At 42.1% G+C, this 26,122-nt stretch carries 29 protein-coding genes; 14 read left to right on the top strand and 15 right to left on the bottom strand.

All coding sequences use genetic code 11. The features are described from left to right. Window positions 1-34 precede the first annotated feature (34 nt). From V7K61_RS01095 to V7K61_RS01085, 3 genes are all read left to right on the top strand, one after another. Window positions 35-862, top strand: coding sequence for an ABC transporter permease (locus V7K61_RS01095; protein ID WP_335050180.1), 828 nt, complete (start codon window positions 35-37; stop codon window positions 860-862). A gap of 87 nt (window positions 863-949) precedes the next feature. Continuing rightward, on the top strand, window positions 950-3,493 hold the full coding sequence (locus V7K61_RS01090; RefSeq protein WP_335050178.1) for a penicillin acylase family protein: 2,544 nt from the start codon (window positions 950-952) through the stop codon (window positions 3,491-3,493). Window positions 3,494-3,695: 202 nt separating this feature from the next. Next, window positions 3,696-4,139 (top strand): hypothetical protein, encoded by a 444-nt coding sequence (locus V7K61_RS01085; RefSeq protein WP_335050176.1) that lies wholly within the window; start codon window positions 3,696-3,698, stop codon window positions 4,137-4,139. A 587-nt stretch (window positions 4,140-4,726) separates the two neighbouring features. Here V7K61_RS01085 and V7K61_RS01080 read toward each other — a convergent pair. Continuing rightward, window positions 4,727-5,458 (bottom strand): anti-sigma factor, encoded by a 732-nt coding sequence (locus V7K61_RS01080; protein ID WP_335050174.1) that lies wholly within the window; start codon window positions 5,456-5,458, stop codon window positions 4,727-4,729. A 97-nt stretch (window positions 5,459-5,555) separates the two neighbouring features. Continuing rightward, a complete protein-coding gene (locus tag V7K61_RS01075; RefSeq protein ID WP_335050172.1) occupies window positions 5,556-6,230 on the bottom strand; it encodes a sigma-70 family RNA polymerase sigma factor in 675 nt (224 codons plus the stop codon). Between the two features lie 489 nt (window positions 6,231-6,719). Here V7K61_RS01075 and V7K61_RS01070 point away from each other — a divergent pair, with 489 nt between their 5' ends. From V7K61_RS01070 to V7K61_RS01055, 4 genes are read left to right on the top strand one after another with little or no spacing between them, the layout of a single operon-like run. Next, window positions 6,720-7,076, top strand: a complete 357-nt coding sequence (locus V7K61_RS01070; RefSeq protein ID WP_335050170.1) for a hypothetical protein — start codon at window positions 6,720-6,722, stop codon at window positions 7,074-7,076. 26 nt (window positions 7,077-7,102) lie between these two features. Next, a complete protein-coding gene (locus V7K61_RS01065; protein ID WP_442936285.1) occupies window positions 7,103-7,393 on the top strand; it encodes a peptidase in 291 nt (96 codons plus the stop codon). Further along, window positions 7,390-7,809: a cupredoxin domain-containing protein gene (locus V7K61_RS01060; RefSeq protein ID WP_335050166.1), complete on the top strand. Its 420-nt coding sequence runs from the start codon at window positions 7,390-7,392 to the stop codon at window positions 7,807-7,809. Before V7K61_RS01065 ends, V7K61_RS01060 begins: the two co-directional genes overlap by 4 nt. Window positions 7,810-7,823: 14 nt before the next feature. After that, window positions 7,824-8,735 (top strand): metallophosphoesterase family protein, encoded by a 912-nt coding sequence (locus tag V7K61_RS01055; protein WP_335050164.1) that lies wholly within the window; start codon window positions 7,824-7,826, stop codon window positions 8,733-8,735. Between the two features lie 293 nt (window positions 8,736-9,028). On the opposite strand, the gene V7K61_RS01050 is transcribed toward V7K61_RS01055, so the two are convergent. The 12 genes from V7K61_RS01050 to surE form a co-directional block, all read right to left on the bottom strand. After that, entirely contained in the window at window positions 9,029-9,712 is a 684-nt protein-coding gene (locus V7K61_RS01050; RefSeq protein ID WP_335050162.1) for a class I SAM-dependent methyltransferase, read from the bottom strand. Beyond that, window positions 9,709-10,041 carry a low molecular weight protein tyrosine phosphatase family protein gene (locus tag V7K61_RS01045; protein ID WP_335050160.1) on the bottom strand — a complete coding sequence of 111 codons (333 nt, stop codon included), beginning with the start codon at window positions 10,039-10,041 and terminating at the stop codon, window positions 9,709-9,711. The genes V7K61_RS01050 and V7K61_RS01045 overlap by 4 nt, the downstream gene beginning before the upstream one ends. A 250-nt stretch (window positions 10,042-10,291) precedes the next feature. Continuing rightward, on the bottom strand, window positions 10,292-11,773 hold the full coding sequence (locus V7K61_RS01040; RefSeq protein WP_335050158.1) for an HNH endonuclease: 1,482 nt from the start codon (window positions 11,771-11,773) through the stop codon (window positions 10,292-10,294). Between the two features lie 101 nt (window positions 11,774-11,874). After that, a complete protein-coding gene (locus V7K61_RS01035) occupies window positions 11,875-12,333 on the bottom strand; it encodes an aspartyl protease family protein (RefSeq protein WP_335050155.1) in 459 nt (152 codons plus the stop codon). A gap of 104 nt (window positions 12,334-12,437) precedes the next feature. Continuing rightward, window positions 12,438-15,230: a preprotein translocase subunit SecA gene (secA, locus tag V7K61_RS01030; RefSeq protein ID WP_335050153.1), complete on the bottom strand. Its 2,793-nt coding sequence runs from the start codon at window positions 15,228-15,230 to the stop codon at window positions 12,438-12,440. A 286-nt stretch (window positions 15,231-15,516) separates the two neighbouring features. Further along, on the bottom strand, window positions 15,517-16,119 hold the full coding sequence (locus V7K61_RS01025) for a cytochrome C (RefSeq protein ID WP_335050151.1): 603 nt from the start codon (window positions 16,117-16,119) through the stop codon (window positions 15,517-15,519). Between the two features lie 185 nt (window positions 16,120-16,304). Next, window positions 16,305-16,667: a type II toxin-antitoxin system RelE/ParE family toxin gene (locus V7K61_RS01020; RefSeq protein WP_335050149.1), complete on the bottom strand. Its 363-nt coding sequence runs from the start codon at window positions 16,665-16,667 to the stop codon at window positions 16,305-16,307. Further along, window positions 16,657-16,914, bottom strand: a complete 258-nt coding sequence (locus V7K61_RS01015) for a type II toxin-antitoxin system RelN family antitoxin (RefSeq protein WP_335050147.1) — start codon at window positions 16,912-16,914, stop codon at window positions 16,657-16,659. Before V7K61_RS01015 ends, V7K61_RS01020 begins: the two co-directional genes overlap by 11 nt. A gap of 274 nt (window positions 16,915-17,188) precedes the next feature. Continuing rightward, complete coding sequence (locus tag V7K61_RS01010) at window positions 17,189-18,097, bottom strand: AAA family ATPase (RefSeq protein WP_335050145.1); 909 nt, start codon at window positions 18,095-18,097, stop codon at window positions 17,189-17,191. A gap of 138 nt (window positions 18,098-18,235) precedes the next feature. Continuing rightward, complete coding sequence (locus V7K61_RS01005; RefSeq protein ID WP_335050143.1) at window positions 18,236-19,309, bottom strand: bifunctional riboflavin kinase/FAD synthetase; 1,074 nt, start codon at window positions 19,307-19,309, stop codon at window positions 18,236-18,238. 132 nt (window positions 19,310-19,441) lie between these two features. Further along, window positions 19,442-20,338 (bottom strand): MBL fold metallo-hydrolase, encoded by an 897-nt coding sequence (locus tag V7K61_RS01000; protein WP_334718755.1) that lies wholly within the window; start codon window positions 20,336-20,338, stop codon window positions 19,442-19,444. A gap of 276 nt (window positions 20,339-20,614) precedes the next feature. Further along, window positions 20,615-21,421 carry a 5'/3'-nucleotidase SurE gene (surE, locus tag V7K61_RS00995; protein WP_099100611.1) on the bottom strand — a complete coding sequence of 269 codons (807 nt, stop codon included), beginning with the start codon at window positions 21,419-21,421 and terminating at the stop codon, window positions 20,615-20,617. A 447-nt stretch (window positions 21,422-21,868) separates the two neighbouring features. On the opposite strand from surE, the gene pheS reads away from it, so the two are divergent. The 6 genes from pheS to V7K61_RS00965 all read left to right on the top strand — a co-directional run bounded on the left by pheS (window position 21,869) and on the right by V7K61_RS00965 (window position 24,780). After that, the gene (gene pheS, locus V7K61_RS00990) at window positions 21,869-22,861 is read left to right on the top strand and encodes a phenylalanine--tRNA ligase subunit alpha (RefSeq protein WP_335050140.1); all 993 of its coding nucleotides are present in this window, start codon (window positions 21,869-21,871) and stop codon (window positions 22,859-22,861) included. Between the two features lie 45 nt (window positions 22,862-22,906). Next, window positions 22,907-23,122, top strand: coding sequence for a hypothetical protein (locus V7K61_RS00985; protein WP_099100612.1), 216 nt, complete (start codon window positions 22,907-22,909; stop codon window positions 23,120-23,122). Next, window positions 23,119-23,289, top strand: coding sequence for a type II toxin-antitoxin system RelE/ParE family toxin (locus V7K61_RS00980; RefSeq protein ID WP_335050137.1), 171 nt, complete (start codon window positions 23,119-23,121; stop codon window positions 23,287-23,289). Before V7K61_RS00985 ends, V7K61_RS00980 begins: the two co-directional genes overlap by 4 nt. Window positions 23,290-23,463: 174 nt before the next feature. Beyond that, a complete protein-coding gene (locus V7K61_RS00975; RefSeq protein ID WP_335050135.1) occupies window positions 23,464-24,039 on the top strand; it encodes a Uma2 family endonuclease in 576 nt (191 codons plus the stop codon). A gap of 85 nt (window positions 24,040-24,124) precedes the next feature. Beyond that, on the top strand, window positions 24,125-24,457 hold the full coding sequence (locus V7K61_RS00970; protein ID WP_335050132.1) for a DUF6883 domain-containing protein: 333 nt from the start codon (window positions 24,125-24,127) through the stop codon (window positions 24,455-24,457). Further along, window positions 24,454-24,780 (top strand): DUF4926 domain-containing protein, encoded by a 327-nt coding sequence (locus V7K61_RS00965; protein WP_335050130.1) that lies wholly within the window; start codon window positions 24,454-24,456, stop codon window positions 24,778-24,780. Before V7K61_RS00970 ends, V7K61_RS00965 begins: the two co-directional genes overlap by 4 nt. 27 nt (window positions 24,781-24,807) lie before the next feature. On the opposite strand, the gene V7K61_RS00960 is transcribed toward V7K61_RS00965, so the two are convergent. Continuing rightward, a complete protein-coding gene (locus V7K61_RS00960; RefSeq protein ID WP_335050128.1) occupies window positions 24,808-24,954 on the bottom strand; it encodes a hypothetical protein in 147 nt (48 codons plus the stop codon). Window positions 24,955-25,042: 88 nt separating this feature from the next. Between V7K61_RS00960 and V7K61_RS00955 the strand changes: the two genes are divergently transcribed. Continuing rightward, window positions 25,043-26,056, top strand: coding sequence for a hypothetical protein (locus V7K61_RS00955; protein WP_335050126.1), 1,014 nt, complete (start codon window positions 25,043-25,045; stop codon window positions 26,054-26,056). The last annotated feature ends 66 nt before the right edge of the window (window positions 26,057-26,122 follow it).

Below are 26,122 nucleotides of genomic sequence, written 5' to 3'. Positions count from 1 at the left end.
CGCATCTTTATACAGAATTGGTATTAGCTAATTTATGTTAGATAAAAATTGCAAAGCGACTATGAATGATTTTTTGCTTTACCTTCGATATATTTCTGTATCTTTTAAGTCGCAAATGCAGTACAAAGTTTCCTTTTGGCTGCAAGTAATAGGGCAGCTTTTAGGAACTGCTGTTGAATTTTTTGGAGTCTGGGCACTTTTTAGTCGTTTTAATAGTATTGGTACGTGGACTTTAAATGAAGTTGCTCTATTTTATGGAATAATTAATATTTCTTTTGCTTGTGCTGATGCTCTTGGAAGAGGCTTTGACTCATTTACAACAATAATTAAAAGTGGAGACTTCGACCGTTTACTTGTTCGTCCACGCACTACAGCACTTCAGCTTTTAGGTAAAGAGTTTACTTTGAAACGAATCGGAAGATTTTTTCAAGGAATGGTTGTTATGGGGTGGTCACTTTCATCTCTCCACATACCTTTAACTTTTAAAACTTTATGGCTTTTGGGCACTTCATTTTTTGGTGGGGTTGCGCTCTTTGTTGGCATTGTCATTATGCAAGCAACCATCACTTTCTGGACTATTGAATCTCTCGAAATTATGAATATCCTCACTTATGGAGGAGTCGAAACGGCTCAGTACCCTCTTGCAATTTATAGCAAGTGGTTTCAGCGATTCTTTACTTTCTTGATACCGCTTGCTTGCGTCAGTTATTTTCCTTTACTTGCAGTACTTGAAAAAGAAGATGCTTTTTTAGTGCCCTTGTGGTTTTGTTATGTCTCGCCAATCGCAGGCATTATCTTTCTAATGGTTGCACTCCAGCTTTGGAAAATAGGAGAGCGATACTATTGTTCTACTGGCAGCTAGTACAACAAAATTTTAGCAGTGTACTCAGGTAGGTGTATTTTCAATGGGTAGATTGCACTTTTATAAACAATGCCACGGGAATCTCCAATGAAAAACTCCAGGAAGGGTTGGTTACGTAAAAGACTCAAAATTACTCTGATTTTCCTGTTAGTGTTAGGGCTATTGTTAGTGGGATTTGCTACCTACACCGTGCGCCAATCCTTTCCGCAAGAGAGTGGCACAATTCAACTACCCGAACTGAAAGCCGAAGTAACCATCCAGCGTGATAAATGGGGAATTCCCCATATTTATGCTGCCAACTCCCACGATTTATTTATGGCGCAAGGTTATATCCACGCCCAAGATCGCTTTTGGCAAATGGACTTTTGGCGACACATTGGTTCTGGGCGACTCTCAGAAATGTTTGGTTCTTCTCAAGTTGACACTGATAAATATCTGCGGACAATGGGTTGGGCAAGGGTGGCGCAGCAAGAAATTCAGGAAATTAATGCAGAGATGAAGGCATACCTGGAAGCTTATGCCGATGGTGTCAATGCCTATTTGACAGAGCATCAAGGTAGCGCCATGAGTCTAGAATACGCTGTGCTAAAGTTTCTCAATCCTGGGTATAAGCCAGAACCTTGGCAAATACTGCATTCTCTGACTTGGGGTAAGGTAATGGCTTACGACTTGGGCAGAAATTTCGAGAGTGAAATTGAACGTGCTATTTTGCTCAAAACTCTTACTCCTGCTCAAGTAGAGGAACTTTTCCCACCATACCCTCAAGACTTGCCAGTTATTTTACCTGAGTTTCAGCAAGGAACAGGAGAAGCAGAGGAAGGAAGGAACAATAATGTTGAAGTACTTCTCAATTCTCCAGAGGCATTACCTGCTTTAGAGTCAATTACTAAGCCGATGATAGCTTTAGAAAAACTCATCGGGCCTACGGGAATAGGTATTGGCTCAAATAACTGGGTAATATCTGGTCAGCGGACGGCTACAGGTAAGCCCATTTTGGCGAATGACCCCCATTTAGGTGTGCAAATTCCCTCTATTTGGTACGAGGTTGGTTTGCACTGCACACCGAAGAGTGCAGAATGTCCCTACAACGTTTCTGGCTTTTCCTTTGCGGGAATGATTGGGATAATTATCGGTCATAGCGATCGCATTGCCTGGGGTGTCACCAATGTACAATCTGATGTAATGGATTTATACATCGAGAAAATCAACCCAAATAACCCTAATCAGTATGAGGTCAATGGCAAATGGGTTGATATGCAACTCGTACAAGAGACGATTCAAGTAGCCGGAAGTCAGCCGATTGTCCAAACGGTACGCTATACCCGACATGGGCCGATTCTCTCTGATGTTTCGCCAAATCTGAAGCAATTCAAGCCAAGTCAGCCGTTAGAAATACCCCAAAACTACGCCGTAGCCCTGCGCTGGACAGCCCTAGCACCTGCCAAACTAGCGTATGCTATTCCCCAAATCAATCGCGCCCAAAACTGGCAAGAATTCCGCACTGCTGCTAGTAACTATGATGTCCCGGCTCAAAACTTGGTTTACGCTGACATTGATGGCAATATTGGCTACCAAATGCCTGGTAAATTCCCCATCCGCGCTAAAGGAGATGGGCGTTATCCCGTTCCTGGTTGGACGGATGAATATGAGTGGCAAGGCTATATTGACTTTGAGAAATTGCCCAAAAGTTTTAATCCACCTCAAGGTTATATTGCTACTGCCAATAATTTAGTTATGCGTGAATATCCTTACCTGATTACCGCAGATTGGGTTTATGGCTACCGAGCAAAGCGCATCGTTGAAATGATTTCACAACAAACGCAGCCAATTTCTTTAAAGGATGTGCAGCAGATACAGGGTGACGATCGCAATTTAAATGCACAGACATTAGTGCCACTATTAAAATCTATCACTGTTGATACACCCCGCTTACAAGCAGCCCAAAAACTACTGCAAGATTGGAATTTGCAGTTGGAAATGACATCGCCTGCTGCTGCTTTATTTGAAGTATTCTGGAAACACTTGCTAGCAGATACATTTCACGATCAGTTGCCTGAAAAGTACTTTCCTGATGGAGGCGATCGCTGGTATGCTGTGGTAGCAAATCTGGTCAAACAGCCCAACAGTTCTTGGTGGGACAACCGCAACACCCCAAAAGTTGAGAACCGCGACCAAATCCTGCGGCAATCCTTTATAAAAGCCGTGGATGAACTAGAACGAATTCAAAGCAAAGACCAGAAAAACTGGAATTGGGGCAAGCTGCATACCATTACTTTTCGGAATGCCACCTTGGGTAAATCTGGGGTTGCACCGATTGAAGCTTTATTTAATCGTGGTGCATTTGCTACATCTGGCAACGGCGAAACAGTGAATGCTAATCGCTGGAGAGCAAATAAATCCTTTGAAGTGACTGATATTCCTTCACTGCGGATGATTGTAGATTTAGGAAATTTAGATAACTCAGTAGCAATTCACACCCCTGGACAATCAGGCCATGCTTTCCATAGCCACTACAACGATATGGTTGAACCTTGGCGCAAGATTGAATACCACCAGATGTTATGGGAATCAAAGAATGTTACAGAAAATACGACTCCAACACTGAGATTAATTCCAAAATTGGTAGAGTAAAGGACGACACGACTATCTAATTTAAAATTGGGATATTTACGTATAATTACATACGCATTATCGAAAAAATGAAGTATAAAGTAACAGGGCAGAAAGAAAGTTAAAAACAGAAATAAATATTCTTTTTAGAAAAAGTATTTTCTCTAACCATCCATTTCTACTGTCCAACTTTCACTAAATATAGTTGGAGATCATAGAACCTATGCAACGCGTATTCAAGCAAAGTTTTATACTTTCAGTTACTACTGCGATCGCTTTATTATTTGCAGGTTGTGGAGAAAGTAAAGTTGCTCAATGTAATAAAGTCATCAAGGTTGCCAATCAGGCATCTACTCTAGGTCAGCAATTCGCGAAAAATCCCAATCCAGCAAAAGGTTCCAAAGCTCTAACTGAACTTGCTGGTAAGATAGACCCACTTGCCACAGAGATGAAAGCACTAGAAGTTAAAGATGAAAAATTGCAAGGTTTCCAAGGACGCTTTCTCACACTCTATCAGAACATCAGCAAGGAATTGAATAATGCAGCAACAGCCATAGATAAAAAGAATCTACCAGCAGCAAAGGGCTTTTTGGTATCTCTGCAAAAAAGTAGTAGCGAAGAAAGTTCAATAGTCAACGAAATTAATAGCTACTGTTCTGGTAAATAACTAACTCTTGGCTCCCACCTCCGCAATTATCGGTGCTGGATTGGTTAATGCTGTGGGATTAATTACCAACGAACACTTGTTTGAGGCTCTTTTTTGGGTATTTTTTGTCTATATAAAGATGCGCCAAATTATATAAGGAACGAACCGCAAAGGGCGCAAAGGACACAAAGGAAGAAAGAAAATTTGGCGCAGCCTCACAAAGAAATGGTATAAGGGACTTCCAAATAAAAAATATCCTAAAACGCAATACGGTTCAGTTAAGGGCTACTGGCAACAATTCTGGGTTTTTAAGACGCGATAAATCGCCGTCTCTACAAGTGTTTTGGGCTTATCTGAACTGTATTGTCCTAAAACGGACATAAAACCCTCTCTATTTCTCCTCTCTCTGTGTTCTCTGCGCCTCTGTGGTAGCCTGCGGCAAGCCGTTCGCGTAGCGTCTCGTAGAGAAGCATCTACGTTTCTTTGGATAATTTATTTCTTGGAAATCCCTAAGTCCCATTAATCAGAACCCAGCGATTAGGATTCCCCATTGCATACTACATCACGCTGCTAAGTCCGCATTCGGGATAGAGCGTGAGTTACTGAGGTTAGATATGGGTCGATGAGTTACTCTGCATCACGATAGTTCCGGTTGGATAACGGCTAGTTTCAGACAATTCCAAAGTCACGAATAATCCAGAGATACCTGTGTCATAAAAGTCGGCAGGCATCCAAAATTTATCTAGCACCTTTCCCTGGGGATTAATTTTCAGAGTACCACAGGGAATTTTTTCGCCATCAGCGATCGCCCAAAGTCGATAGACTTTCCCTGTAGGGGGAGCCACCAGATTTTGCACGGCTAGAATCCCCTGTCGTTGTCCTAGATTCACTACAAAGCTACCCGCAGCAGTATCCGACGCATTCACAGCCTTGAGAGAGAACAGTTGTGTCTGGGACTGTTGCAGTAGGGTATTGATATCTTGAGCCATACGGAAATCCTGTCGCAAGCGATAGTTATCTACTCCTAAATACAGAATTAGGAGTGCCGCGACACTACCCATGACGGTGTACCAGAGGAAGCGAGACGGTTTCTGGGAGGGTTGGAAAGTCGTGGTAGTGGCAGCCAGAATGGCAGATTGGAGATGGGGAGGCGGTTCAACGCTGTTTAAGCTGTAAACAACCTGGTCTAAGGTTGCCTGAAGCCGCTTCACTTCTGCCACTAATGCGGGATTTTCTGCCAGCAGTTGCTCGAAAACTTCTACTTCGGCGCGATCGAGGTCGCCCACAACATAGCCTGCTGCCAAGGTTTCGATTGCTTGAGGAGTAAGGGGTTCAGTCACGTCGCTTCGCTCCGAATTCAAAATTCAAAATTCAAAATTAATGATCCCCATAAATAAATTTAGGGGCTTGTATCATGAGTCGTTTTCAGTCATAACCTTAGTCAATGGAGTGTTGTAAAAGTTGCTTCAGTTTCAAGAGTCCCTGGCGAGTCCAGCTTTTCACGCTTCCCAGGGGTTTATGCAGTTGTTGGGCAATTTCTGATTGGCTCAGTCCGGCATCATACGCCAGTTCAATCACCTGTCGTTGCTGATCTGAAAGCTGGGTCAATGCCTGCCGCACTTGCTGCGATCGCTCATTGAAAACAGCCTGCTCAACCGGAGTAGGCGCGGGGGGTGCGGCAGTGATATTCTGCCCCCAACGTTGCACCAAATTAAGAGTGCGACTGCGCGATCGCAATTTGTCGATCGCCCGCGATCTAGTCATGACAATCAGGTAGCGCATCAAATGACCGTGGCGAGCAGGGTCAACCGGACGCTGCCATAATGATAGAAAAATTTCCTGGGTTAGGTCTTCGGCTTCCGGCTGGCTTTGCAAAACTTTCAGTGCAACTCCATACACCACACTGCCGTAGCGCTCGTAGAGACACCTTAACGCCGTTGGTTGCTTTGCCTTCAGGTCATCCAAAAGTGCGGCATCGCTGGAGGATGACGGTTCTGATGAATGGCGATCGGGAGAACTTAGATCCATAGATTCAGGTGAATAGACCGAGGCTAATTTCTCTGCAAAAATGCCCAATGCATCTTGCAATGTGAGTGCCAATCCTGATTTCACAACTTTTGAGTATAGAGCAAACTTACTTTCATTTCTAAAACGATTGGTGAAGCTAATTAGATGAGTTTAGCGTCGAAATTTTGCAGAAGTAAGTTATTTCGTTCTGATTGCTATTACGCCTCAAACCGAATGAACCGTGAACATCAGTCTAGCAAGGGTATTTGAAGATTTTAAATCCAAAATTGGTTCCCAGTCGTCTTAAAGGTAGAGAAAAGTAAGTAAGCCAGTTAGCATTCTTTCCAGGCATAAGTTGCAACTAAATTCCTGAAATCACGCTAATTGTTTACCTACCAACTCCTACAGCTTTTAAAACTGGAATGCCCCGACGAAATTTATATCGTCAATCCGCAATCCCCTTCTTTGGTATGTCATATTTTGCACTTTTAGCAGTTTGGATTCGACCAATTTGCTTGAAAGTTTGTGCTGCATCCATGCATTGAAGGTCAGTAAAACCGCTGTAGCCAAATAACCGATCTCAAAGGTAATTCTATGCGACGCTCTATTTCTGTGCTGTTAACAACATTGCTTCTCTCTGCCACCATTTTGCCTGCTGCGGCGCAGGCTCAAACCTTACCAATCAGCCTCAATCCCTACGCGGCAAATCAACCCTCTGGAAACCAACTCAAGCCTTTTAATCTGGCTTATCTGGCGTATCAAGGCTACTTGAAAGACCAAAACATTCCCAGCAATGGTGCATTGATGTCGGCGATCGCGTCTGGAACAATCACGGCTCAAGACATTATTCAAGCTGCTGTCAAAGCGAATCGACTACCTGAGCAAACGTTAAGCGATCGAGGCTATCGCCATAACCTTGAAAATCAATTGCAAGAATTTACAGCAGACTAAAAAACTGGCGTTACTGAATCAATATGATGAAAAACACATTTCGCAAGTACCATCGGCTAATTGCTACACTCTTTTGTTTGCCGTTACTCTTTACTGCTCTGACTGGCATTAGCATTGCCATCGCCGACACATGGTTGCATCAAGAAGAGCTTGCTGCATTTTTAATCACTGTTCACACCTTCCAAATCTTCAAACTTGATGCCATTTTGCCAGTTTTGAATGGGCTAGGTCTGATTGGCTTAGTGGCTACCGGACTCTCGCTGACCGGACTGTTTGCTAAACGCCAGCAACCAAAGCGGATAAAAGAACGCTCATGAAATACATTTCTTATTTTTTCATAGCGATCGCCAGTGCCTTTCTGGTAATCCTGTTGTCGTTGTCATCCTGTAGTCCGAACCATAAGGCAATGACGAACCAACCAATGGCGATGAAAAATCAACCCAAGGAGCAACCCCAAACTAGCCAACAAACTGCCGATACTACGGTCAAAATTCGTAATTTCAAATTTGAGCCAGCGAATTTGGCGATCGCTGTTGGTAAAACTGTTCAGTTTATCAATGTCGATGAAGAACCCCACACGGCGACGGCTACGGATGGTACTTTCAACTCTAAAGCACTGGATACCAATCAAACCTGGAACTACACCGCTACCAAACCGGGAACCTATCCCTATATTTGCTCAGTTCATCCCTTTATGAAAGGGACGTTGACGGTAACAAATAAGAAAAACTAACCAGAGGAATACCAATGCAACGCAGAAAATTTATTGAACACGTGGGCTGGACAGGACTTGGCATTGTGTGGGCTGTTGGTGCAAATGGCTTATTAACTGCCTGTCAGGTGGGAGAACCAAATGCTCAAAAATCATTTACGACTTCACCGTTTTCCTTCGTTCAAATTAGCGATACGCACATCGGCTTCAAAAAACCTGCAAATGAACACGTGACCGATACGCTTCAGAAAACGATCGATGCGATCAATGCCTTACCCACTCCACCCGCCTTTGTCATTCACACCGGAGACATCTCCCATTTATCTAAACCAGAAGAATTCGATCTGGCGAAACAACTGCTTTCCCAATTGAAAGTCCCACTGTTTACTCTACCAGGGGAACACGATACGATTGGCGATCGCGGCAAAGCCTATGACGAAGCTTTTAACCGAAAGGATGTCAAAGAGGGTTTACAGGTTTGGGATCAAGCGGGAATACACTTTGTCTCCTTGACCAATGTGCTGGACTTTGGGGCAACCGGCACAGGCAAACTAGGTGAGGCGCAACTGGATTTGCTCTCCAAAGATTTGGCAACGCAGAAACAAGATACGCCTCTAGTTGTTTTCAGCCATATTCCTCTATATGACCTTTATCCCAAATGGGGATGGGCAACTGCCGATTCTGCTAAGTTGCTTTCACTGCTATCTCGCTTTGCATCGGTAACAGTGTTAACGGGGCATATCCATCAAGTGATTGAGCATAGCGAAGGCAATATTCGCTTCCACGCCGCTGCGGCGACTGCCTATCCTCTCCCCGCTCCAGGTCACGGCGATCAACCTGCTCCCGTCAAGCTCCCTGAAAATAATCTGTTGGCGGTGCTTGGATTCCGCACAGTTGAGGTAATTTCCGGGAAGGATACTAGAGTTGACCAACATGCTCTGGGGTAGAAATATCGCATTCTGGGCGCTTTAGGATATAATCGAAGGACTTGTTTACCACCAGTAAAGTCAGTAACCAGACCTTTGGGGCTTTTTTGGTAGCGACTGGGTTCCCAGGTGTTTTGAAAGCCTGTATCAGTAAATGTTGCTGCTGTTAAGTTATATTTAGCGCGTAATGTAGCGAAGGGTACGGGAGACGCGAGGAGAAACAAAAAATAAATTTAATCCACAAATTTAGCCTTGCCATCCCGGCAAGGTTCTCTGCGAAAGCCTCTTCTAATTATTTGAACCTACTTACTTAGTTAAATACTTGGTCGATAACCACCAAAAACAGCAAAGCTAAAATTTTTATACCAACAATCCACATTTTGGAACCCAGCTGCTTCTAACCAGCTAAGTTGAATATCCAGGGTTGCCATGCGATCGTATTCCATGCGTTTTTGTGCAGCTTTGAGATCCTCCTCTGAGATATTCTTCGCGCGGACAGAATTTAACCAGTGTTGACGGTAAAGTTGTTCTAAATCAGGGGTTTTGCCGAGAACTTGATCGGCGTTGATAAATATCCCTCCAGGATTGAGAACATCATAAATCCGTTGATAAAGAATTTCTTTGTCAACATTTGACAGATGATGAATCGATAAGGCAGAAATTATCAGGTTATATGAATCACCTAAATCAGTCTCAATGTAGTCACCAATTAAGATTTTGGGAGATTTACCCATTTTGCTAAATCTCAACTTAGCTTTCTCTAACATCTCAGGGGCTAAGTCCAACAAGGTGAACTCTGCATTCGGGAATATCGACTGAACCATGCCTGAGTAAAGTCCAGTACCAGCACCCAAATCTAGAACCTTCAGCGGTGCAGTGCAATCACCTGGGATGATTTCAACGGCTGTTTTGTAAAAGTCATCAAAACAGGGAATTAAAACACGACGTAAGTTATCGTAATCTCCTGCGGCAATATTAAAAGCTTCTTGAATATTCATTTTTTTATTTTTAATAAAGGTAAAACTTTCTGTTTTAACAACTCAATTAAAGCTGGTTCCATATATTCATAGTCATCTGGTATATCTAAACATATAATTTTTTTATATTTCAGAAAAGGCTGAAAATTTTTGGATAGTTTATTTTTATGGGATTTTTCCATCACAAAGATAATATCAGCCCATTGAATAGCCTCTGTTGATAATGGTACTTCGGCATGGCGATCTAAACCTGCCGAGTCTGTTTCAAATCCTTCATATTCAGAAAATACAGCCTCGGCGGTAGGACTTCGCAATTTATTCTGGCTACAGATAAATAAAAGCTTTTTCATTAATTAATCTGTATACAGCAAATACATAGCTATTTTATATTCTTAGACAATAAAAATCAGTCAAGGGAAGACCTAGCTTCCGCGATCTCAAAAGGTCAGGCCTCTTGACTGCTATTCATATTATATCAGCTACTTTATAGGCTAGCTTGTCTCTGGTTGCCTAGTTAATGATAGAGAAAAACTTACTATCTCCCTTTTCAGAAGCATTCATTAGTATCAATAATATCAACTTGCTCAAAATGTTTTTCACTCACTTCAATGGCTGGCTGTAAAGCTTCTTTTGGTATAAAGTGTGCAAAATATCTTCTTTGGGTGTTGAATTAGCAAAACTTTGTAGTTGCTGAAATTTCCTATAACCGTATGCTTTAATTGGTAGCTCATTCTTTTTATAAGATGCAATTATTTCGTCTGGTGTAGATAAAATTTCTACTTCATCATTACCATCATCCTCATAAAAATATCTTCTAAAGATATAGCTATTTTTATCTAAGTAATGCTTAATTTCTGATAAAAAACATTGAAGATGTAAGCTTTTAAAATTTCTAAAACTATTAATTACATCTTTTAGGGGAAAATTAGGCAAACTGGATAATTTACTTACTTGAGAAACTGAATAACAAATCATTAAATCATTTGCAATATTTACCAATATATCATCAATCTTTATTTGGGATTTTAACTGAATTTTTTTATATTCTTCTTCTACAAAATCATACAAATCATTAGTTGAGCTACCTTTGTATTTACTTCTGTCTATTTTAAAATTTTCAATGATAACATTTAAAAGCTTTGGCCTTATTTTTCTAATTTCTATTTCAGGTAATTCCTGACCAAGTACAGTTTGGTAATATTCTTTATGTATATCATCACCTTCATAGTTCTCATTTAGTAAGACATAGAATTGAAATGTACTAAAAAGGTCTATATAGCAGTAAAGTAATTTTTTATCATTGGTATATTTCTGTGTAAATAGAATCAGAGTATGGGTAGGATAATAACTTTCTAGTTCAGGTCGATTTAACTCTAGAAATATATCAAAACACCCTATGGGAAAGAATGGAATTACATTCTTGGAATAAATTATTTTTTCATTGTCTTGTGTTATGTCAAGACTACTGACTAAATCTGTTCTTCTAACTCCGTGATGATACGCAAACCCTGTAGCTATCTTATTCAAACCTAAACATAATTTTTCATTGCAATTATCAATACCTTCCGTAAAATACAAAAAAAGCGACCCATTTTCTGATGATATATCTGTTATGTACTTTATTTCGTATAATTGGATATCATTTATTTGATTTTTAACTTCACTAAAAACTCTATTTTTATAATTTTTTGCTATAGATTCATTAGCATAAATCTTGATTATTTTATTTTCATAGTCAACTTTGTAGTATGGCTTGACTGGACTCGCTTTCAAGTCTTTTATAATAACATTAATTTTTTCTTGTGTTTCTTTATTAAGAAAATGACCTTTTAATTCTGGGCTGTTATTTTTTCTCTCTTTCTGAACATTCTTTTTTTGTAATATTTCTGTAATTGATGCGAATATATTTACAAAATTTATATCGATTGTATCATTTAATTTATTACCACAAGCTTTACAAAGTATATTATTGGGTTTTAGCCTACCTATTAAGGCATTTTGAATAATATGTTCCTTATGTTTTAAAGCAGGTTCTTCACTAAATTTATCTTTATTTTTAAGATAAACTTTTTCATCAAACATTTCCCTGCCACACAAATAGCATAAATTCATATTCTTCTTATCAAATGAAATTAACTTTACTGAAAAAGGGAGTACCTGCTTTCAGCATCAACATAGATCGCTTACAATACACTCAGATAAGTTTGCTCAGAATTCATCGGTAAAATCCGCAACTTCCGATTTTTAAGGTCTGGTTCTAACCCTAAAACTTCCATTGGTGTTACACCTAAAAGGGCATAAGGTACTTCTGTGAGTTCTAGACAATCAAAGGTTCCTTGACGCTCTGCAATACTAAGTTCAACATCTCGGAAAATTCGCCCCTGCTTAACTCCAGCAGCAGTTTCTACCTGGGCTTCTCCACCTTGGACTAAACCTAGTTGACTAATAATGCTAGCAGGTAAACACAGCAAAGTTGCGCCCGTATCAACTAAAACATCATCCAAAAGACAACAGCGAACTTCCTCTGGAGAAATAAAGCCTCGCTGTGCCAAAACTCGATCAATTCGATTCGTCACAGTGAGGGTAACTATTACTTGCCCCATTCGCTTACCCTGAAGATTTGGTAGTATCAGCTTACCCATTTCAGCAAACTCCTGAAAACAAAATATTTTTGAGAGATGCCTTAAAACACAAAGACGCAAAAGCACTCTCTGCACCTCTGCGTCTCTGCGTAATATATTCTCTACTACACCATCTCAGACGAAGCTTGCACCATCTGCTGCGGCTGCGGCTGGAACATGAACAACGAGTAAACCACATCTCGGCGAATGTTAACCATCATATCCAAGAAGAGTTCGTAACCCTCGCTCTTATACTCAATCAGCGGATCTTTTTGCCCATAACCGCGTAATCCTACCGATTCACGCAAGGCATCCATTTGTTGCAGGTGTTCCCGCCACAGGGTATCAATGCGTTGCAAGATAAAAAAGCGTTCAGCTTGGCGCATTAGTCCGGGTTGAACTTGGTCAATCTGCGCTTCTTTGAGGTCGTAAGCAATTCGCACCTGTTCGTGGAGGAAGGCTTTAATCTCGCTGACTGTGATATCTTCTAATTGATTCGCTTGTAAATCCGCTAGCAGATAGACGAATTCTTTGACTTTCTCAACCAACTTTTCTAACTCCCACTCTTCCGAGGGTAAGTCTATGTTGATGTAGTAATCAACGATGTCATCCATCGTTTTTTCAGCGTATTTAATCACCTGTTCTTTCAAATCTTGACCTTCTAACACCCGGCGGCGTTCGGCGTAAATAGCACGACGTTGATTATTCATCACCTCGTCATACTCAAATACCTGCTTCCGAATGTCGTAGTAATAGGTTTCAACTTTTTTCTGGGCGCCTTCCAAACTGCGGGTAAGCATCCCAGATTCGATGGGCATATCTTCTTCCACTTGGAAAGCATTCATTAACCCAGCAACGCGATCGCCACCAAAAATCCGCAGTAGGTTATCCTCTAAACTGAGGAAGAATCTGGTGGTTCCAGGGTCGCCTTGTCTTCCTGCACGTCCCCGCAACTGGTTATCAATCCGCCGTGATTCGTGGCGTTCTGTACCAATTACGTGCAAACCCCCAATTCCCACTACCTCATCATGTTCGCGGGTAGTAAATTGTTCGTATTCTTGCTTGACGCGGTTGTATGCTTCCCGCAATTTCTGGATTACAGGGTCATCGATGGGAGCTTTTTCTGCCGCCACAGCTACCTTGTCTTCTGCTTCCAATTCCGGTAAACTGCGATCGCCATACTCACGCACGGCAATTTCTACTGCATCTTTGAGTAGTTTTTCGGTTTCTTTTGTCAACTGAGTCGGGAAAATTTCTGGCGAAGCCCGCCAAGTTTTGACTTTCTTACCAGGGACAAAGCCTTGACCACCACCATGTCCTGTAGGCAATCCGGCTGCTCTTTGCACACCAAAGGCATCTTCATCTTCTGGCATGACGATCCGGGGCATAAAGTATTCCCGCAGCTTTAGACGCGCCATATATTCGGAGTTACCACCCAGGATGATGTCTGTACCTCTACCAGCCATGTTGGTAGCAATAGTAACAGCACCTTTGCGTCCTGCTTGAGCGACAATTTCCGCTTCACGTTCGACGTTTTCCGGTCGGGCGTTGAGTAATTCGTGGGGAATCTCCAACTGCTTTAGTAGTCGGCTGAGAAGTTCGGATTTTTCTACACTAGTGGTTCCCACTAATACAGGTCTGCCGAGTTGGTGCATTTCGGCACATTCTTTGGCGATCGCCCCCCATTTGCCTGCTTCTGTCTTGAACACCATATCAGACAAATCTTCGCGTCTGCGATCGCGGTTGGTGGGAATTACCGCAACTTCGAGTTTGTAAATTTTTTCAAATTCTGGTTCTTCGGTCTTTGCCGTTCCTGTCATTCCACCGAGTTTTGGATACAGCAAGAACATATTTTGGTAAGTAATTGTCGCGAGAGTTTGAGTTTCTGGCTGAATCTCGACGTGTTCTTTCGCTTCAATTGCTTGGTGTAATCCATCACTCCAACGCCGTCCGGCTAGCACCCGACCAGTAAATTCATCCACAATTACTACTTCACCATTGCGGACGATGTAATTTACATCTTTAAGGAAAAGTTCTTTGGCTTTAATTGCATTGAAAATGAAGTGCGCCCAAGGATCTTCTGGGTCAAATAAATCTGTGACTCCCAAAAGATTTTCTGATTCTGCGAACCCTTCGTCTGTCAATAGCACGTTACGAGCTTTTTCATCCACATCGTAATGTTCGTCTTTTTTGAGTGTGAATGCTATTTCAGCAGCTTGTAGATACTTTTCTGTAGGTCTTTCCACCTGCCCAGAAATAATCAGTGGTGTCCGCGCCTCATCAACTAAAATCGAGTCCACCTCGTCAATTACACAATAATTAAACGGGCGTTGCACCACATCTGCCATTGATGTTGCCATGTTATCCCGCAGATAGTCGAAGCCGACCTCGCTGTTGGTAACATAAGTGATATCGCAGTCGTAGTTTTTCTGGCGTTCACTAGGAGTCATGCTTGACTGAATTAGCCCCACACTCAGCCCCAAGAAGCGATGCACCTGTCCCATCCATTCAGCGTCCCGACGAGCTAGGTAATCGTTGACGGTGATGACGTGTACACCTTTACCAGTAAGGGCATTTAAGTAACTTGGCAAGGTGGCAACTAGTGTTTTACCTTCACCAGTTTTCATCTCGGCAATTTGCCCCACGTGCAAAATGATACCGCCAAGAAGTTGGACATCAAAATGCCGTAAGCCTAAGACTCGCCGTGCTGCTTCCCGGACAACGGCGTAAGCTTCTGGCAATATGTCATCTAGGGTTTCACCTTTAGCGATCCGTTGTTTAAATTCGACGGTTTTACCTTTTAACTCATCATCGGAAAGAACCTTAATTTCTTCCTCTAAAAGGTTAATTTCAGTAACAGAAGGTTGGTATTTTTTAAGCTTACGAGCGTTGGGGTCGCCCAACAAAAGTTTTAGCATGGCAGGTTATAGAACTGAATCAAGGGGGATGGGAATTAAAGGGTTGGCATTGATTATAAACATTTAACCCAGCCCAAACGTCTTGGTCGTGGATGGGTGTGAAATGAGAATTACCTCAAAAACAGGATAAAAACTAGCCAATCAGTTTATTAAATGATTGGTTTGAACTCTTATCTTATATTTACTCTTTCTTCATAGTATCATTTTGCCCCCAGATGGGAGAGCAGGGGGGCAGAGGAGCAGAGGAGCAAGGGGGAACTTTCTCAGGATCTTTCCCCTCTGCCCCCTATCTCCTCTGCCCCTCTGCCTCTTGTGATGTCAGGCGGCGGAAATTGTAATCATTAGCACTAAGATGACAGCTGACACAGCTGCCAACTTGGACGGGACGTGGTAACTCAACTCCTGGATGCAAAGCTTTGAAATAACGCGAGTTATTGACGCGATATGGTGTTTCTTCATCGTCTAGCTGCACACGGGAGAAAGTCGAAAGATATTTCCACACCAAGATGCGTTGCGGATCGACTAAAGGCTGGAGTTGTGCGCCGTAGTGCTGCGAGTCTTGCAGGATATTTTTCCAAGTTTGGGTAGGTAAAACGGCTGGTGGTATGGCAATGTGACATCTGGAGCAGTTTTCTAAATACAGTTCTTGCCCCAGTTGGTATTGTGCAGGTACTACGTCAACAGTGCCAATTTCAGCGGGAGGAGTCGCACTTTGGGCATTAGTTGCCAAGGCTAGAAGCCAGCCCATAGCTAAACTCCACGTTACAATTACCAGAAGTAAACCGAAAAATTGGCGTTTGAATTCACGTTCGGCGCTTGGCTGTAGTGCTTGGCGTTGGCGTAGCCCGCCGTAGGCATCGCGGATCTTGCGCTTAACAAAAATTGACATTCCTCACATTCCCAAATATTTAAAAGTGGCGCTTGTGCTAATCATAAGACTTACGCAGTATTGGCAGTGTTTCAAATTTTGTGTAAGTAGTTTTGTCAAGCAACACATTTTTCATATTGATAACAGTAATATAAATGTCTATTCAGGGCACCACTGACTAAGCCCAGGAAAATGTTCTAGTAGTTTTAACCTGACTCACTAGAAAAATCAGCCACAATATCTCGGATTTCATTTGCACCAATATCTTCTCGGTCAGATTTGGAATAAATCGTTAATAGCAAAATACTTGTAGGTGACTCAACTTGATAAATCAATCGGTATCCAGCACTCTTACCTTTTTGGATACTACTGTTACGAACTCTCACCTTAGAAACAACATATTCCTCACCAATTCCCGCAATGCGATCGCCGACCAAACTCCCCTGTTGTAATTGCTCAATAATCGGTTGAACATCAGAGCGAATATTGCGAAATCTTTTTGATAGTCTGTAAAGTTCCTGCTCAAACTCATCAGAAAATCGAATTAAAACCGTATTATCACTCTGCATCAATCCTGTCCCATAGCTCGCTAATTGGTCTAGTTTGACCAGCTTTTGCTTGCTGTAAGGCTCTCCTCAAGCTAGCTTTAATCTCCTCAACGGGTGTATCATCAGGGTCAACCTCTTCTGTTTCTGCTGGTTCTGGAACTAACACAATTACCCGAACCTGATGAAGATAAGTGTTTCCCTGAATCGGCTCATCTAAAACTAGGTTTCCTTGAGAATCAATCCTGCCGGTAACTTCGATCGCTTTCATTTATTGTCTACCTGATTTTGTAGGAGATCCTAACACGCCCAAATTCCGGCAGGTTCAGGAAACTTGAGTTCAGTTAAGTCTGAATATTATGAGGTATTTACTAAAATGGCGGTGCGAGGAAATTTCCCTGATAGTTTGGATGAATTGATACGCAATGTGCAAACTGACGCAGAAAAAACCGGAGTAAAAGCGTAAAAAAATATTTTCCTCAGCAAGAAATGCAGTTACCACCACCTCGGATAGCGGTTTTTGAGTTCATCGAACTCACGTTACCTTAAGGAATAGAAACCGATCGCAATAATCGCTCAACAACAGTTCTTGCATTCCGTCCTCCTCTAGGAATCAGGCGATGGCAAAGAACATGAGGGACGAGAAATTTCACATCATCGGGAATGGCATAATCACGCCCTGATAGAAAAGCTAGCGCTTGGGCAGCCCGTTGTAATGCTAATGTGCCACGCGGACTAACACCAAGGGCTATTTCCTCATCTTGCCGTGTTACTCGTACCAATTCGAGGATGTACTGTTGCAACGAGGGTGCTACTTTTACTTGAGAGCAGAGGTAACGCAATTCCTGTACTTCTGCCAAGGTAATACAAGGCTGTAAATCAGCAACTTTGACACCATTTTGAAGATTTTGCAGCATCAGAAGTTCTTCTGCCTCAGAAGGATAGCCCAAACTCAGCGACAACATAAACCGATCCATTTGCGCTTCCGGCAGGGGAAAAGTACCTTGATATTCGATAGGGTTTTGAGTGGCAATTACAAAAAAGGGCTGAGGAACTGCACGAGAGACACCATCGACTGTTACCTGATGTTCTTCCATAACTTCTAGTAAAGCTGACTGAGTGCGGGGTGTAGCGCGGTTAATTTCGTCAGCTAGGAGAATATTGGTAAAAATTGGCCCAGGAAGATAAGTAAATTCGCCGTTTTTTGGGTTCCAGATGTTAGTGCCAGTAATATCAGTTGGCAGTAAATCAGGGGTACATTGTAGCCGTTGAAACTTCCCATCCAGTGAACGAGCTAAAGATTTAGCGAGTAGGGTTTTACCAACACCAGGGACATCTTCTAGCAGGGCATGACCACCACCTAGCAAGGCAACTAGCACTAAACGTATTGCCTCAGCTTTGCCAACGATGGTAAGAGCCAGATTTTGTGTTAAAGCGTCAATTTTTTCTCTCATGCGGTGCGGGGAATGGGGAATAGGGAGTGGGGAGCGGGGAATGGGGCGAATGAGGGAAGAGTTCTCACAATGCCCTATGCCCAATTTCCCTAAATACATTGTTCCCACTCAGAACTCCTAACTCCTAACTGCTAACTTTTAACTTTGCACTCCAGCACTCAAAACTTCTCTAGCAATAACGCAATCAAGTTGAATTTGTGTTTTCAGGGCTTCGAGAGAAGGAAATTTTTGTTCGGGGCGCAAAAATTTAACTAGCTGCACGACCAGTTTTTTGCCATACAAATCACCTGACCAATCGAATAAATGTACTTCCGCAGATGAATAAGTACCATTTACAGTTGGGCGATTACCGATATTCATTACGCCCAAGTTCTCACTAGGAGCGGTATCTGTTATTTCATCGGGAGTGAAAACACGGACAGCGTAGACTCCTTGGCGAGGCAAAAACTTGTCTTTTGGTAATTGGAGGTTGGCGGTGGGAAAGCCAATTGTTCTGCCCAATTGTTGACCTTGGACGACATCACCAAGGAGGGTGTAGGGGCGTCCTAGTAATAGATTTGCGTTTTCGATATCTCCCTGCTCAAGGGTTTGGCGGATCAATGAAGTGCTAATGCGGGCATCTTGAGTTGGAGTAGTACTGACGCAACTACTTTCGATGGGCGATTCACCTGTATAAGTTTGTAAGGGAACGATGGTAACGGGAATATTGTGCTTGGCGGCGAGTAATTGCAAATCTTGAGCAGTACCACTGCGCTTTTCGCCAAAACAAAAATCCTGCCCGATGCTAATTCGCTGGCATCGCAGTTGTTGCACGAGAATTTTTTCGACAAATTCTTCGGGGGTCAACGCAGACAATTCTTTGTCAAAGGGTAGTAGTACCAATTGTTCTACCCCAAGCGATCGCAATTGTTGGACTTTTTCATCCAGTGGCGTTAACAAAGTCCGGGGTTGCCCTGTAAAGAACTCCTGTGGATGGGGATCAAAGGTGACAACTGTTGAATAGGTATATTCTTGATTTGTCAGTTGATTTCCCTTTGAGTGCGGACTACTAGCTCCTGACAAGTGACCAGTGTGCAAGACTGGTTGAATTACCCTTCGATGACCAAGATGAACGCCATCAAACTTGCCAAGGGCAACAGCAGTCGGCGTTAGTAGCCCAACGCTAGAAAAAGCAACCCGCACAGAACACCCATTTTTAGACAAATTTAGCACGTGGATTCTGAGATTTTAGGTTTATTTTAGCTCTCAGCAGGAAGCTACCCTATGGTAAACCGCCTTCAGGAGCGCTGAAAGCCTCTGATCACCAATCTAATCTAAAATCTCCAATTCCTCCGATCGCAATCTTTAGGAAGACAACTTGCTAACAGGAAAAGATTCTGATAAGACAACTGAGGTCGGAACCTGAAGTACCAATCCTTCCCGTGCCATAATAGCACCAGGAAATTTTTCAGCGGCTTCTTTGCCGACACGATCCAAAAAGTCGTCATCGTGCGCGGGGTCGTGGTGGTAAATCACCAGAGTTTTGACGTTAGCAGCTTGTGCCACTTTTACCGCTTCTTGCCAGGTAGAATGTCCCCAGCCAATTTTCGGGGATTTTGGCGAGTGGTATTCCTCGTCTGTGTAAGTAGAATCGTAAATTAAGATGTCAGCATTACGAGCTAGCCACAACACATTATCATCGAGTCGATCGGGAAAATGTTCGGTATCAGTGATGTAAGTAGCTGCACCACCACGCCAGTTGACGCGGTATCCGACAGCTTCACCTGGATGGTTTAAAGGTGCTGTTTCTACGATCAGGTCATCGATGTGGATTGGTTGCCCCGGCCGAACATCGTAGAAATTTAAATTGGCTTGCATAATTTGCAAGGGTACGGGAAAGTTCGGGTGCAACATTTGATCGTTGAGGCGCTGTTCTATGGTAGAACCATCAGGTGCGATCGCGCCGTAAATATGAAAGTCATTCCCCTTCACAAACCCTGGCGTAAAGAAGGGAAAACCTTGCATGTGATCCCAGTGAGAGTGGGTAAAAAATATGTGAGCTTCTAACGGCATTTGGCGCAACAGAGATTGCCCCAAAACATGTAGTCCCGTGCCAGCATCGAAAACTAAGCGTTTATCGCCCGCTTGCATTGATATGCAAGGGGTATTACCGCCGTAACGAACAGTGTTTGGCCCTGGGCTGGGGATGCTGCCGCGAACGCCCCAAAATTGTACGGTAAATTGATTCTCTATCCTAGACATGGGTGTTGCTTGCTGGACTGAGCGGGCGATAAATGAAAGAATTGTTACTTATTTTGTCTAAGTTTATGCTGTCTCTCCGATTTTGCTAGAGGGAGGATTTCTTGGTAAAACAGCATATCCTGTTTCTGGCTGATTGTGTAAATGTGAATGAAATACGTCAGTGAGAATTTCCCAGGTTTTGGGGTGAATGTGTATCGGTTATTTCAAGAGTGCCCCTACGTTATAGCCTACTTTTTCCGTGATGCATTTGAATAACCTCATTTTTTCCCTGATAAATCAAATGATTCCAGGAAAATCGAATTCCCACTCAGATAATTTATCTAATCCAGTTGCATAAGTAAGATTGTATTGTAACGGAGTTATACTGATGTAGTTTTTACGTACAACATGCACATCTAACGGTACATTTTGAGGCAGATTTGATCCGGTTGGGGGTTCTACATCCTCAATTACCTCTCCGGTTAACCAGTAGTACGTTTTTCCACGAGGATCGACTCGTTTATCAAATACATCAATGTAATGCCGTAGGCCTTGACGGGTGAGAGTAACTCCGGCAATTTCTTCCCATTTGACCGCAGGAATATTGACGTTGAGCAACATTAAATCTGGCAGCGGTTTTTGGGCTAACTGGTCTACGAGAACTGTGGCAAACTTAGCAGCAGCTTGAAAGTCTTTAGATGTGTGACTTATAAGACTCAGCGCTACACTGGGAATGCCTTCAATTAAACCTTCCATTGCCGCAGAAACAGTGCCAGAATACAGAATTTCAGTTCCCAAATTCGCACCTTGATTAATACCAGAGAGAACCAAATCTGGGGGAGTTTCCAGTAAAGCCCACAGCGCCAATTTGACGCAATCTGAAGGCGTACCATCGCAAGCCCAAGCTTTGATAGCAGGATGAAAAATCCCTTCAACAATTTCGGCGCGAATGGGTTGGTGTAAAGTTAACCCGTGTCCAGTTGCCGATCGCTCTCGATCTGGGCAAACTACACTCACATCATGGCCAGCCTCTGCCAAGTAGTTGGCTAGGGTACGAATACCCAAAGCAGAAATGCCGTCATCGTTGCTAATTAGTAATTTCATGGTCATTAGTCATTAGTCATTGGTCATTGGTCACTTGTACTGAGTTTCGACTGCGCTCAAAGCGTCTCGTAGACAAGCCGTTGGCGCAGCCTCTCCAAGAATTGTATTAGTTAGTCATTGGTCATTAGTTATTAGTTATTTGTTATTAGCCATTTGTCAATGTCTGAGGTCACAAGTAGCAAAAAAATATTTATACTCGCTAGATAGTGTGGCGGAATTTTGCCTACCTTTAAGACAAGTTGCTCAATCCTCAAGTCTGGTTAAGTGAGATGTTAGCTGGATTTACACGCTCGCTGTACTAGCCCAATTGTCTATAACTGATAAACAGAGGTTTGGTTTCAACCTCACCTTTAGCTGATGTTAATGGTATGACTATAAGTTTATTTATCGACCAGTTCACAGCTTTTGACTATAGACTAATGACTAATGACCAATGACTAATAACTAATGACTAGCAATTTAGAAGCTCAACTTTTAGCACTGCGGCAAGAAGGAGAAAAAGCGATCGCAGCCGCCGACACCTTAGAACGTCTGGAAGAACTCAGAGTTAACTATCTGGGTAAAAAAGGGGAACTGGGGGCACTGTTGCGAAGTATGGGGCAAATGAGTGCAGAGGAACGGCCAAAAATTGGAGCGATCGCCAATACAGTCAAAGAATCCTTGCAAACTAGTCTAGACCAGCAACGTATCGCCCTGGAAGCGGCGCAAATTCAGGTACAGCTAGAGGCGGAAACTCTGGATGTAACTATGCCAGGAATTTATAGCCCCCAAGGTCGCATTCATCCCCTCAACGGCATTATCGACCGGGCACTGGATATTTTTGTCGGTATGGGCTACACCGTGGCTGAAGGGCCAGAGATGGAAACAGATTATTATAATTTCGAGGCTCTCAACACCCCACCTGACCACCCCGCCCGTGATATGCAGGATACCTTCTACCTGCCAGATGGTAATCTTTTACGGACTCACACCTCATCAGTACAAATTCGTTACATGGAAAGAGAAGAACCACCGATTCGGGTCGTGGCTCCAGGGCGAGTTTATCGGCGAGATAATGTAGACGCGACTCACTCGGCAGTTTTCCATCAAATAGAACTTTTAGCCATTGATGAGGGACTAACTTTTACAGACCTCAAAGGCACAATTAAAGTATTTTTACAAGCAATATTTGGCGATTTACCAATTCGTTTCCGCGCCAGTTATTTCCCCTTTACTGAACCTTCGGCTGAGGTGGATTTGCAGTGGAATGGACGCTGGCTGGAGGTTATGGGCTGCGGTATGGTCGATCCAAATGTACTTAAATCTGTGGGTTATGATCCAGAAGTTTATACTGGATTTGCTGCTGGTTTTGGTGTAGAACGCTTTGCAATGGTGTTACATCAAATCGATGATATTCGTCGCTTGTATGCTAGCGATTTGCGGTTTTTGCAGCAATTTTAGGAGTTATGTAATAGTTATGTACTGCAAGCAAGGTAACAATAAATAATGACTTCAGTTTCCAGGTTAGATCGAGTTTTAGAAAGCATTGAAGACTTATCAGTAGATGAACAAGAAACATTAATTGATCTGATCAGTCATCGACTAGCAGAACGGCGGCGTTCTGAAATTGCTGCTAATATCGCTCAAGCACAAGTAGAATATCAGACGGGTAAAGTGTTCCGTGGAACTGTTACTCAAATCATGGATGAGTTACGCAAGTGAGAGCTATAGTTCTGGCATCATCGTTTCAACGAGCATTTAAGCGATTGGTACGACGACAGCCAGAATTACAAGAGCGGATTGGAGAGCGGTTAGCACTACTAACCGCCGATCCATTTGATCCATTGTTGCAGACTCATAAACTTAAAGGCAAACTGTCTGGAGCTTAGGCGTGTTCAGTGGACTATGATTGTCGCATTGTCTTTAACTTTGTACAAAATATAGAATCTGGGGAAGAAGAAATTTTGCTAATTGATATCGGCACTCATGATGAAGTGTACTGAATTGTAGGTACTATAGTATTTTCCTACTGACAAATTTTGGATTTAGGATTGAATAATTCAATGACTGCAATCACTGGCAAACGTCTAACGCTTGAGGAATATTTGAAATATGACGATGGCACGGATAGTCATTATGAACTTGTGGCAAGTGAGTTAGTTGCAATGCCACCCGAAAGCCCAAAAAATGTCCAGATATCTCTCTTTTTGCTGGTCAATTTTCTCAAGTTCGTGCCGTTCAATCGGTTAAGTAACAAAGTTGAAATTGTTGTTGCTGGTTCTCGTGCGACAACTCGCATTCCTGACTTAGTTGTGTTGACGGATGAACTTGCAACAGCCTTACAAGGTGCAACGCGATCCACAATTACGCTGGATATGCCACCTCCAGCATTAGTTGTTGAAGTCGTTTCTCCTGGCAAAGCTAACGAAGATCGGGACTATCGCTACAAACGTTCCGAGTATGCCGCAAGGGGAATTGCTGAATATTGGATTGTCGATCCACAAATAAATGCAGTTACCGTTCTGATATTAGTTGACGGGTTTTATGAAGAAACCAGATTTACTGGAAATATTGCGATCGCTTCTACTATTTTCCCAGAATTTCAGCTAACTGTAGAGCAAGTACTCAACGCGGGATAAAGCAATATCTCAAATATGCAGAAGACCAGCGTCCCAGAGTAAAATATAGTCAATAATTCCTAGCCAAAATTGATGCCATGAGTCAATGGCTTTTTTACCGCAGGATGCAATAATCGCAGAAGAAAAGCTAACCAAGTATCTGCTTGTGCCGTTGCCAAAAGACGATAAATCTAAATTTCTAGCTAGGGCTGGGTACACACTAGACAACTGGCAACAACTCGAACGTGATCTACGCGCTCAAGTTTTAACACAACCTGCCGAGGCGATCAAAACAACTCGTTATGGGCAGAAGTATGCCATTCGTGCGTGTCTGCGAGGGATTAATGGCGTTGAACTCAATATCTTAACCATTTGGATGGTTGCAAACGATACAACCAAATTTGTTACCTTAGTGCCACATCAAGGAGCGAATTCATGAAGGTACAGTACCCCTTATTCTCTCAAGTTGCCTTAGCGCAAGATTTACCAGAATACAACCTGAAGCGAGGGAATGTTGGAACAATTGTGGAATATTACCCCATGCCTGAAGGAGAAGAAGACGGGTATAGTCTGGAAGGGTTTGATTTGCCCCATGTGACGATTGAGGTACCAGCATCTCAAATTATTCCCGTTGCCCAGTGGCAGCAAGAAGAAATGATTTTAGCTAAGTTACGCCAGCTATCTGGAGCGAGGCTATTACAATTACAAGACTATCTCGATTTTCTCTTGCAAAAGGAAGAGTCTGAGCATCAGAGTGCTTAAAGCTCGTGAATGTTACTATGGTCGAAACTACCGGAAGTAAGAGATATGGAGCTTGAGTATTACAAAGTATTTGGCGAGAACCTCTTGTGCGATCGCTTCTACTATTTTCCCAGAATTCCAGCTAACCGCAGAACAAGTACTCAACGCTGGATAAAGCAATGCGGCTGATGCCATTTCTTAGTTTAAATTTAAAAGGCAGACAGACGATCAACTATTTATTTGCAATTTCCTAGTTACTAATTAAGTATTTAAATCAACTGCTATGGATAAAAAATTGAAAATGCAGAAAAGTTATAACTATTTAAATTCTACAGCATCAGCCACAGCTATTACTAGGTTAATATTTATCGTTAGTTTGCCCTTTCTAATTTTATTAGCCTTACCAAGTATTATTTTCAGAGATGATTTTGTTGGAGTTTGGTTAAATAATCCAGGTGATTTTCCTTTTAGTTTTTCGATGGCATTATTTGTTGCTCTATCTTGCAGTACAGCGACTATTTTTACTTTTAACGATCGGTGTGAAAACTTTTCTTTTTTCGCCGCTATTACTGCTGTGTTTATAGGTTGTATTCTTAATTTAATAATTTTACCTCTTAATACTAATAGTATTTTGATATATTTATATTTACTGACTGCTTTTCTGTTTATATCTCCAATAATTTTAATTATAACTTTAACACTTGATAGTATTTTGATAAAAAGAAATTCAAATGATAAAGCATTAAAATTAACATCTAAACTGATATATATAGATATCTTTATTTCACTGAATCTTCTTTGTAGCTTTTTGCTAATATTTCCTGCTGTTTGTATTTATATATCTTGTAAAATTCAAAAGCAATATCGGAGGCAGCATAATTTCAAAAATATAGTTCTATTGTTGACAATAGTTTTAATTTCTTATTGTATAGCTTTTACTACAAATCTCACTCCCGGATTAATCATACCAATTGAATATAGAAATTATCTAGGTTTTAGAGAGTATAACTCTTATTACAAACAAGCAATTACTCAATTGAATGACTGCAAAGAACTTAAAAAGTACATCGGTCATATACAAACACAGGGGTTTGCAGAAGGTAGACACTATCAGCAAACTGATTTTTCTGCCGGAGGAGAAGCAGGTCGTTTTGTTCTTGAGTTAGTTGGAGATCGAGGGACAGCTTTTGTTAACGGATGTTATGGTGATTGTCTAGGAGAACCGGAAGAATTAGCAGTAAGAGTTTATACAAACTCTGCGATAAAAAACCTGACTTTTTCTCAAATTTGTCCATAATGCTAACTTAGAATCTCAGTTTAAGGTCAGCTGATGAAATTAGGAATCAGTTGTTGTATCGATGAA

This window comes from Nostoc sp. (assembly GCF_036918015.1).
Taxonomy (GTDB): domain Bacteria; phylum Cyanobacteriota; class Cyanobacteriia; order Cyanobacteriales; family Nostocaceae; genus Nostoc.
This window is presented reverse-complemented; position numbering and strand designations above follow the sequence as displayed.

Bases quoted from the DNA above. Each gene is read 5' to 3' on its own strand.
- V7K61_RS01045 (WP_335050160.1), bottom strand. From the start codon at position 10,041: ATGAAAAAGCTTTTATTTATCTGTAGCCAGAATAAATTGCGAAGTCCT.
- V7K61_RS00975 (WP_335050135.1), top strand. From the start codon at position 23,464: ATGACTGCAATCACTGGCAAACGTCTAACGCTTGAGGAATATTTGAAA.
- V7K61_RS01040 (WP_335050158.1), bottom strand. From the start codon at position 11,773: ATGTTTGATGAAAAAGTTTATCTTAAAAATAAAGATAAATTTAGTGAA.
- V7K61_RS01060 (WP_335050166.1), top strand. From the start codon at position 7,390: ATGAAATACATTTCTTATTTTTTCATAGCGATCGCCAGTGCCTTTCTG.
- V7K61_RS01065 (WP_442936285.1), top strand. From the start codon at position 7,103: ATGAAAAACACATTTCGCAAGTACCATCGGCTAATTGCTACACTCTTT.
- V7K61_RS01020 (WP_335050149.1), bottom strand. From the start codon at position 16,667: ATGCAGAGTGATAATACGGTTTTAATTCGATTTTCTGATGAGTTTGAG.
- V7K61_RS00985 (WP_099100612.1), top strand. From the start codon at position 22,907: ATGACTTCAGTTTCCAGGTTAGATCGAGTTTTAGAAAGCATTGAAGAC.
- V7K61_RS01055 (WP_335050164.1), top strand. From the start codon at position 7,824: ATGCAACGCAGAAAATTTATTGAACACGTGGGCTGGACAGGACTTGGC.
- V7K61_RS00965 (WP_335050130.1), top strand. From the start codon at position 24,454: ATGAAGGTACAGTACCCCTTATTCTCTCAAGTTGCCTTAGCGCAAGAT.
- V7K61_RS01050 (WP_335050162.1), bottom strand. From the start codon at position 9,712: ATGAATATTCAAGAAGCTTTTAATATTGCCGCAGGAGATTACGATAAC.
- V7K61_RS01010 (WP_335050145.1), bottom strand. From the start codon at position 18,097: ATGAGAGAAAAAATTGACGCTTTAACACAAAATCTGGCTCTTACCATC.
- V7K61_RS00955 (WP_335050126.1), top strand. From the start codon at position 25,043: ATGGATAAAAAATTGAAAATGCAGAAAAGTTATAACTATTTAAATTCT.
- surE (WP_099100611.1), bottom strand. From the start codon at position 21,421: ATGAAATTACTAATTAGCAACGATGACGGCATTTCTGCTTTGGGTATT.
- V7K61_RS01035 (WP_335050155.1), bottom strand. From the start codon at position 12,333: ATGGGTAAGCTGATACTACCAAATCTTCAGGGTAAGCGAATGGGGCAA.
- V7K61_RS01095 (WP_335050180.1), top strand. From the start codon at position 35: ATGTTAGATAAAAATTGCAAAGCGACTATGAATGATTTTTTGCTTTAC.
- V7K61_RS01090 (WP_335050178.1), top strand. From the start codon at position 950: ATGAAAAACTCCAGGAAGGGTTGGTTACGTAAAAGACTCAAAATTACT.
- V7K61_RS01070 (WP_335050170.1), top strand. From the start codon at position 6,720: ATGCGACGCTCTATTTCTGTGCTGTTAACAACATTGCTTCTCTCTGCC.
- V7K61_RS01025 (WP_335050151.1), bottom strand. From the start codon at position 16,119: ATGTCAATTTTTGTTAAGCGCAAGATCCGCGATGCCTACGGCGGGCTA.
- secA (WP_335050153.1), bottom strand. From the start codon at position 15,230: ATGCTAAAACTTTTGTTGGGCGACCCCAACGCTCGTAAGCTTAAAAAA.
- pheS (WP_335050140.1), top strand. From the start codon at position 21,869: ATGACTAGCAATTTAGAAGCTCAACTTTTAGCACTGCGGCAAGAAGGA.
- V7K61_RS01000 (WP_334718755.1), bottom strand. From the start codon at position 20,338: ATGTCTAGGATAGAGAATCAATTTACCGTACAATTTTGGGGCGTTCGC.
- V7K61_RS00970 (WP_335050132.1), top strand. From the start codon at position 24,125: ATGGCTTTTTTACCGCAGGATGCAATAATCGCAGAAGAAAAGCTAACC.
- V7K61_RS01015 (WP_335050147.1), bottom strand. From the start codon at position 16,914: ATGAAAGCGATCGAAGTTACCGGCAGGATTGATTCTCAAGGAAACCTA.
- V7K61_RS00960 (WP_335050128.1), bottom strand. From the start codon at position 24,954: ATGGCATCAGCCGCATTGCTTTATCCAGCGTTGAGTACTTGTTCTGCG.
- V7K61_RS01085 (WP_335050176.1), top strand. From the start codon at position 3,696: ATGCAACGCGTATTCAAGCAAAGTTTTATACTTTCAGTTACTACTGCG.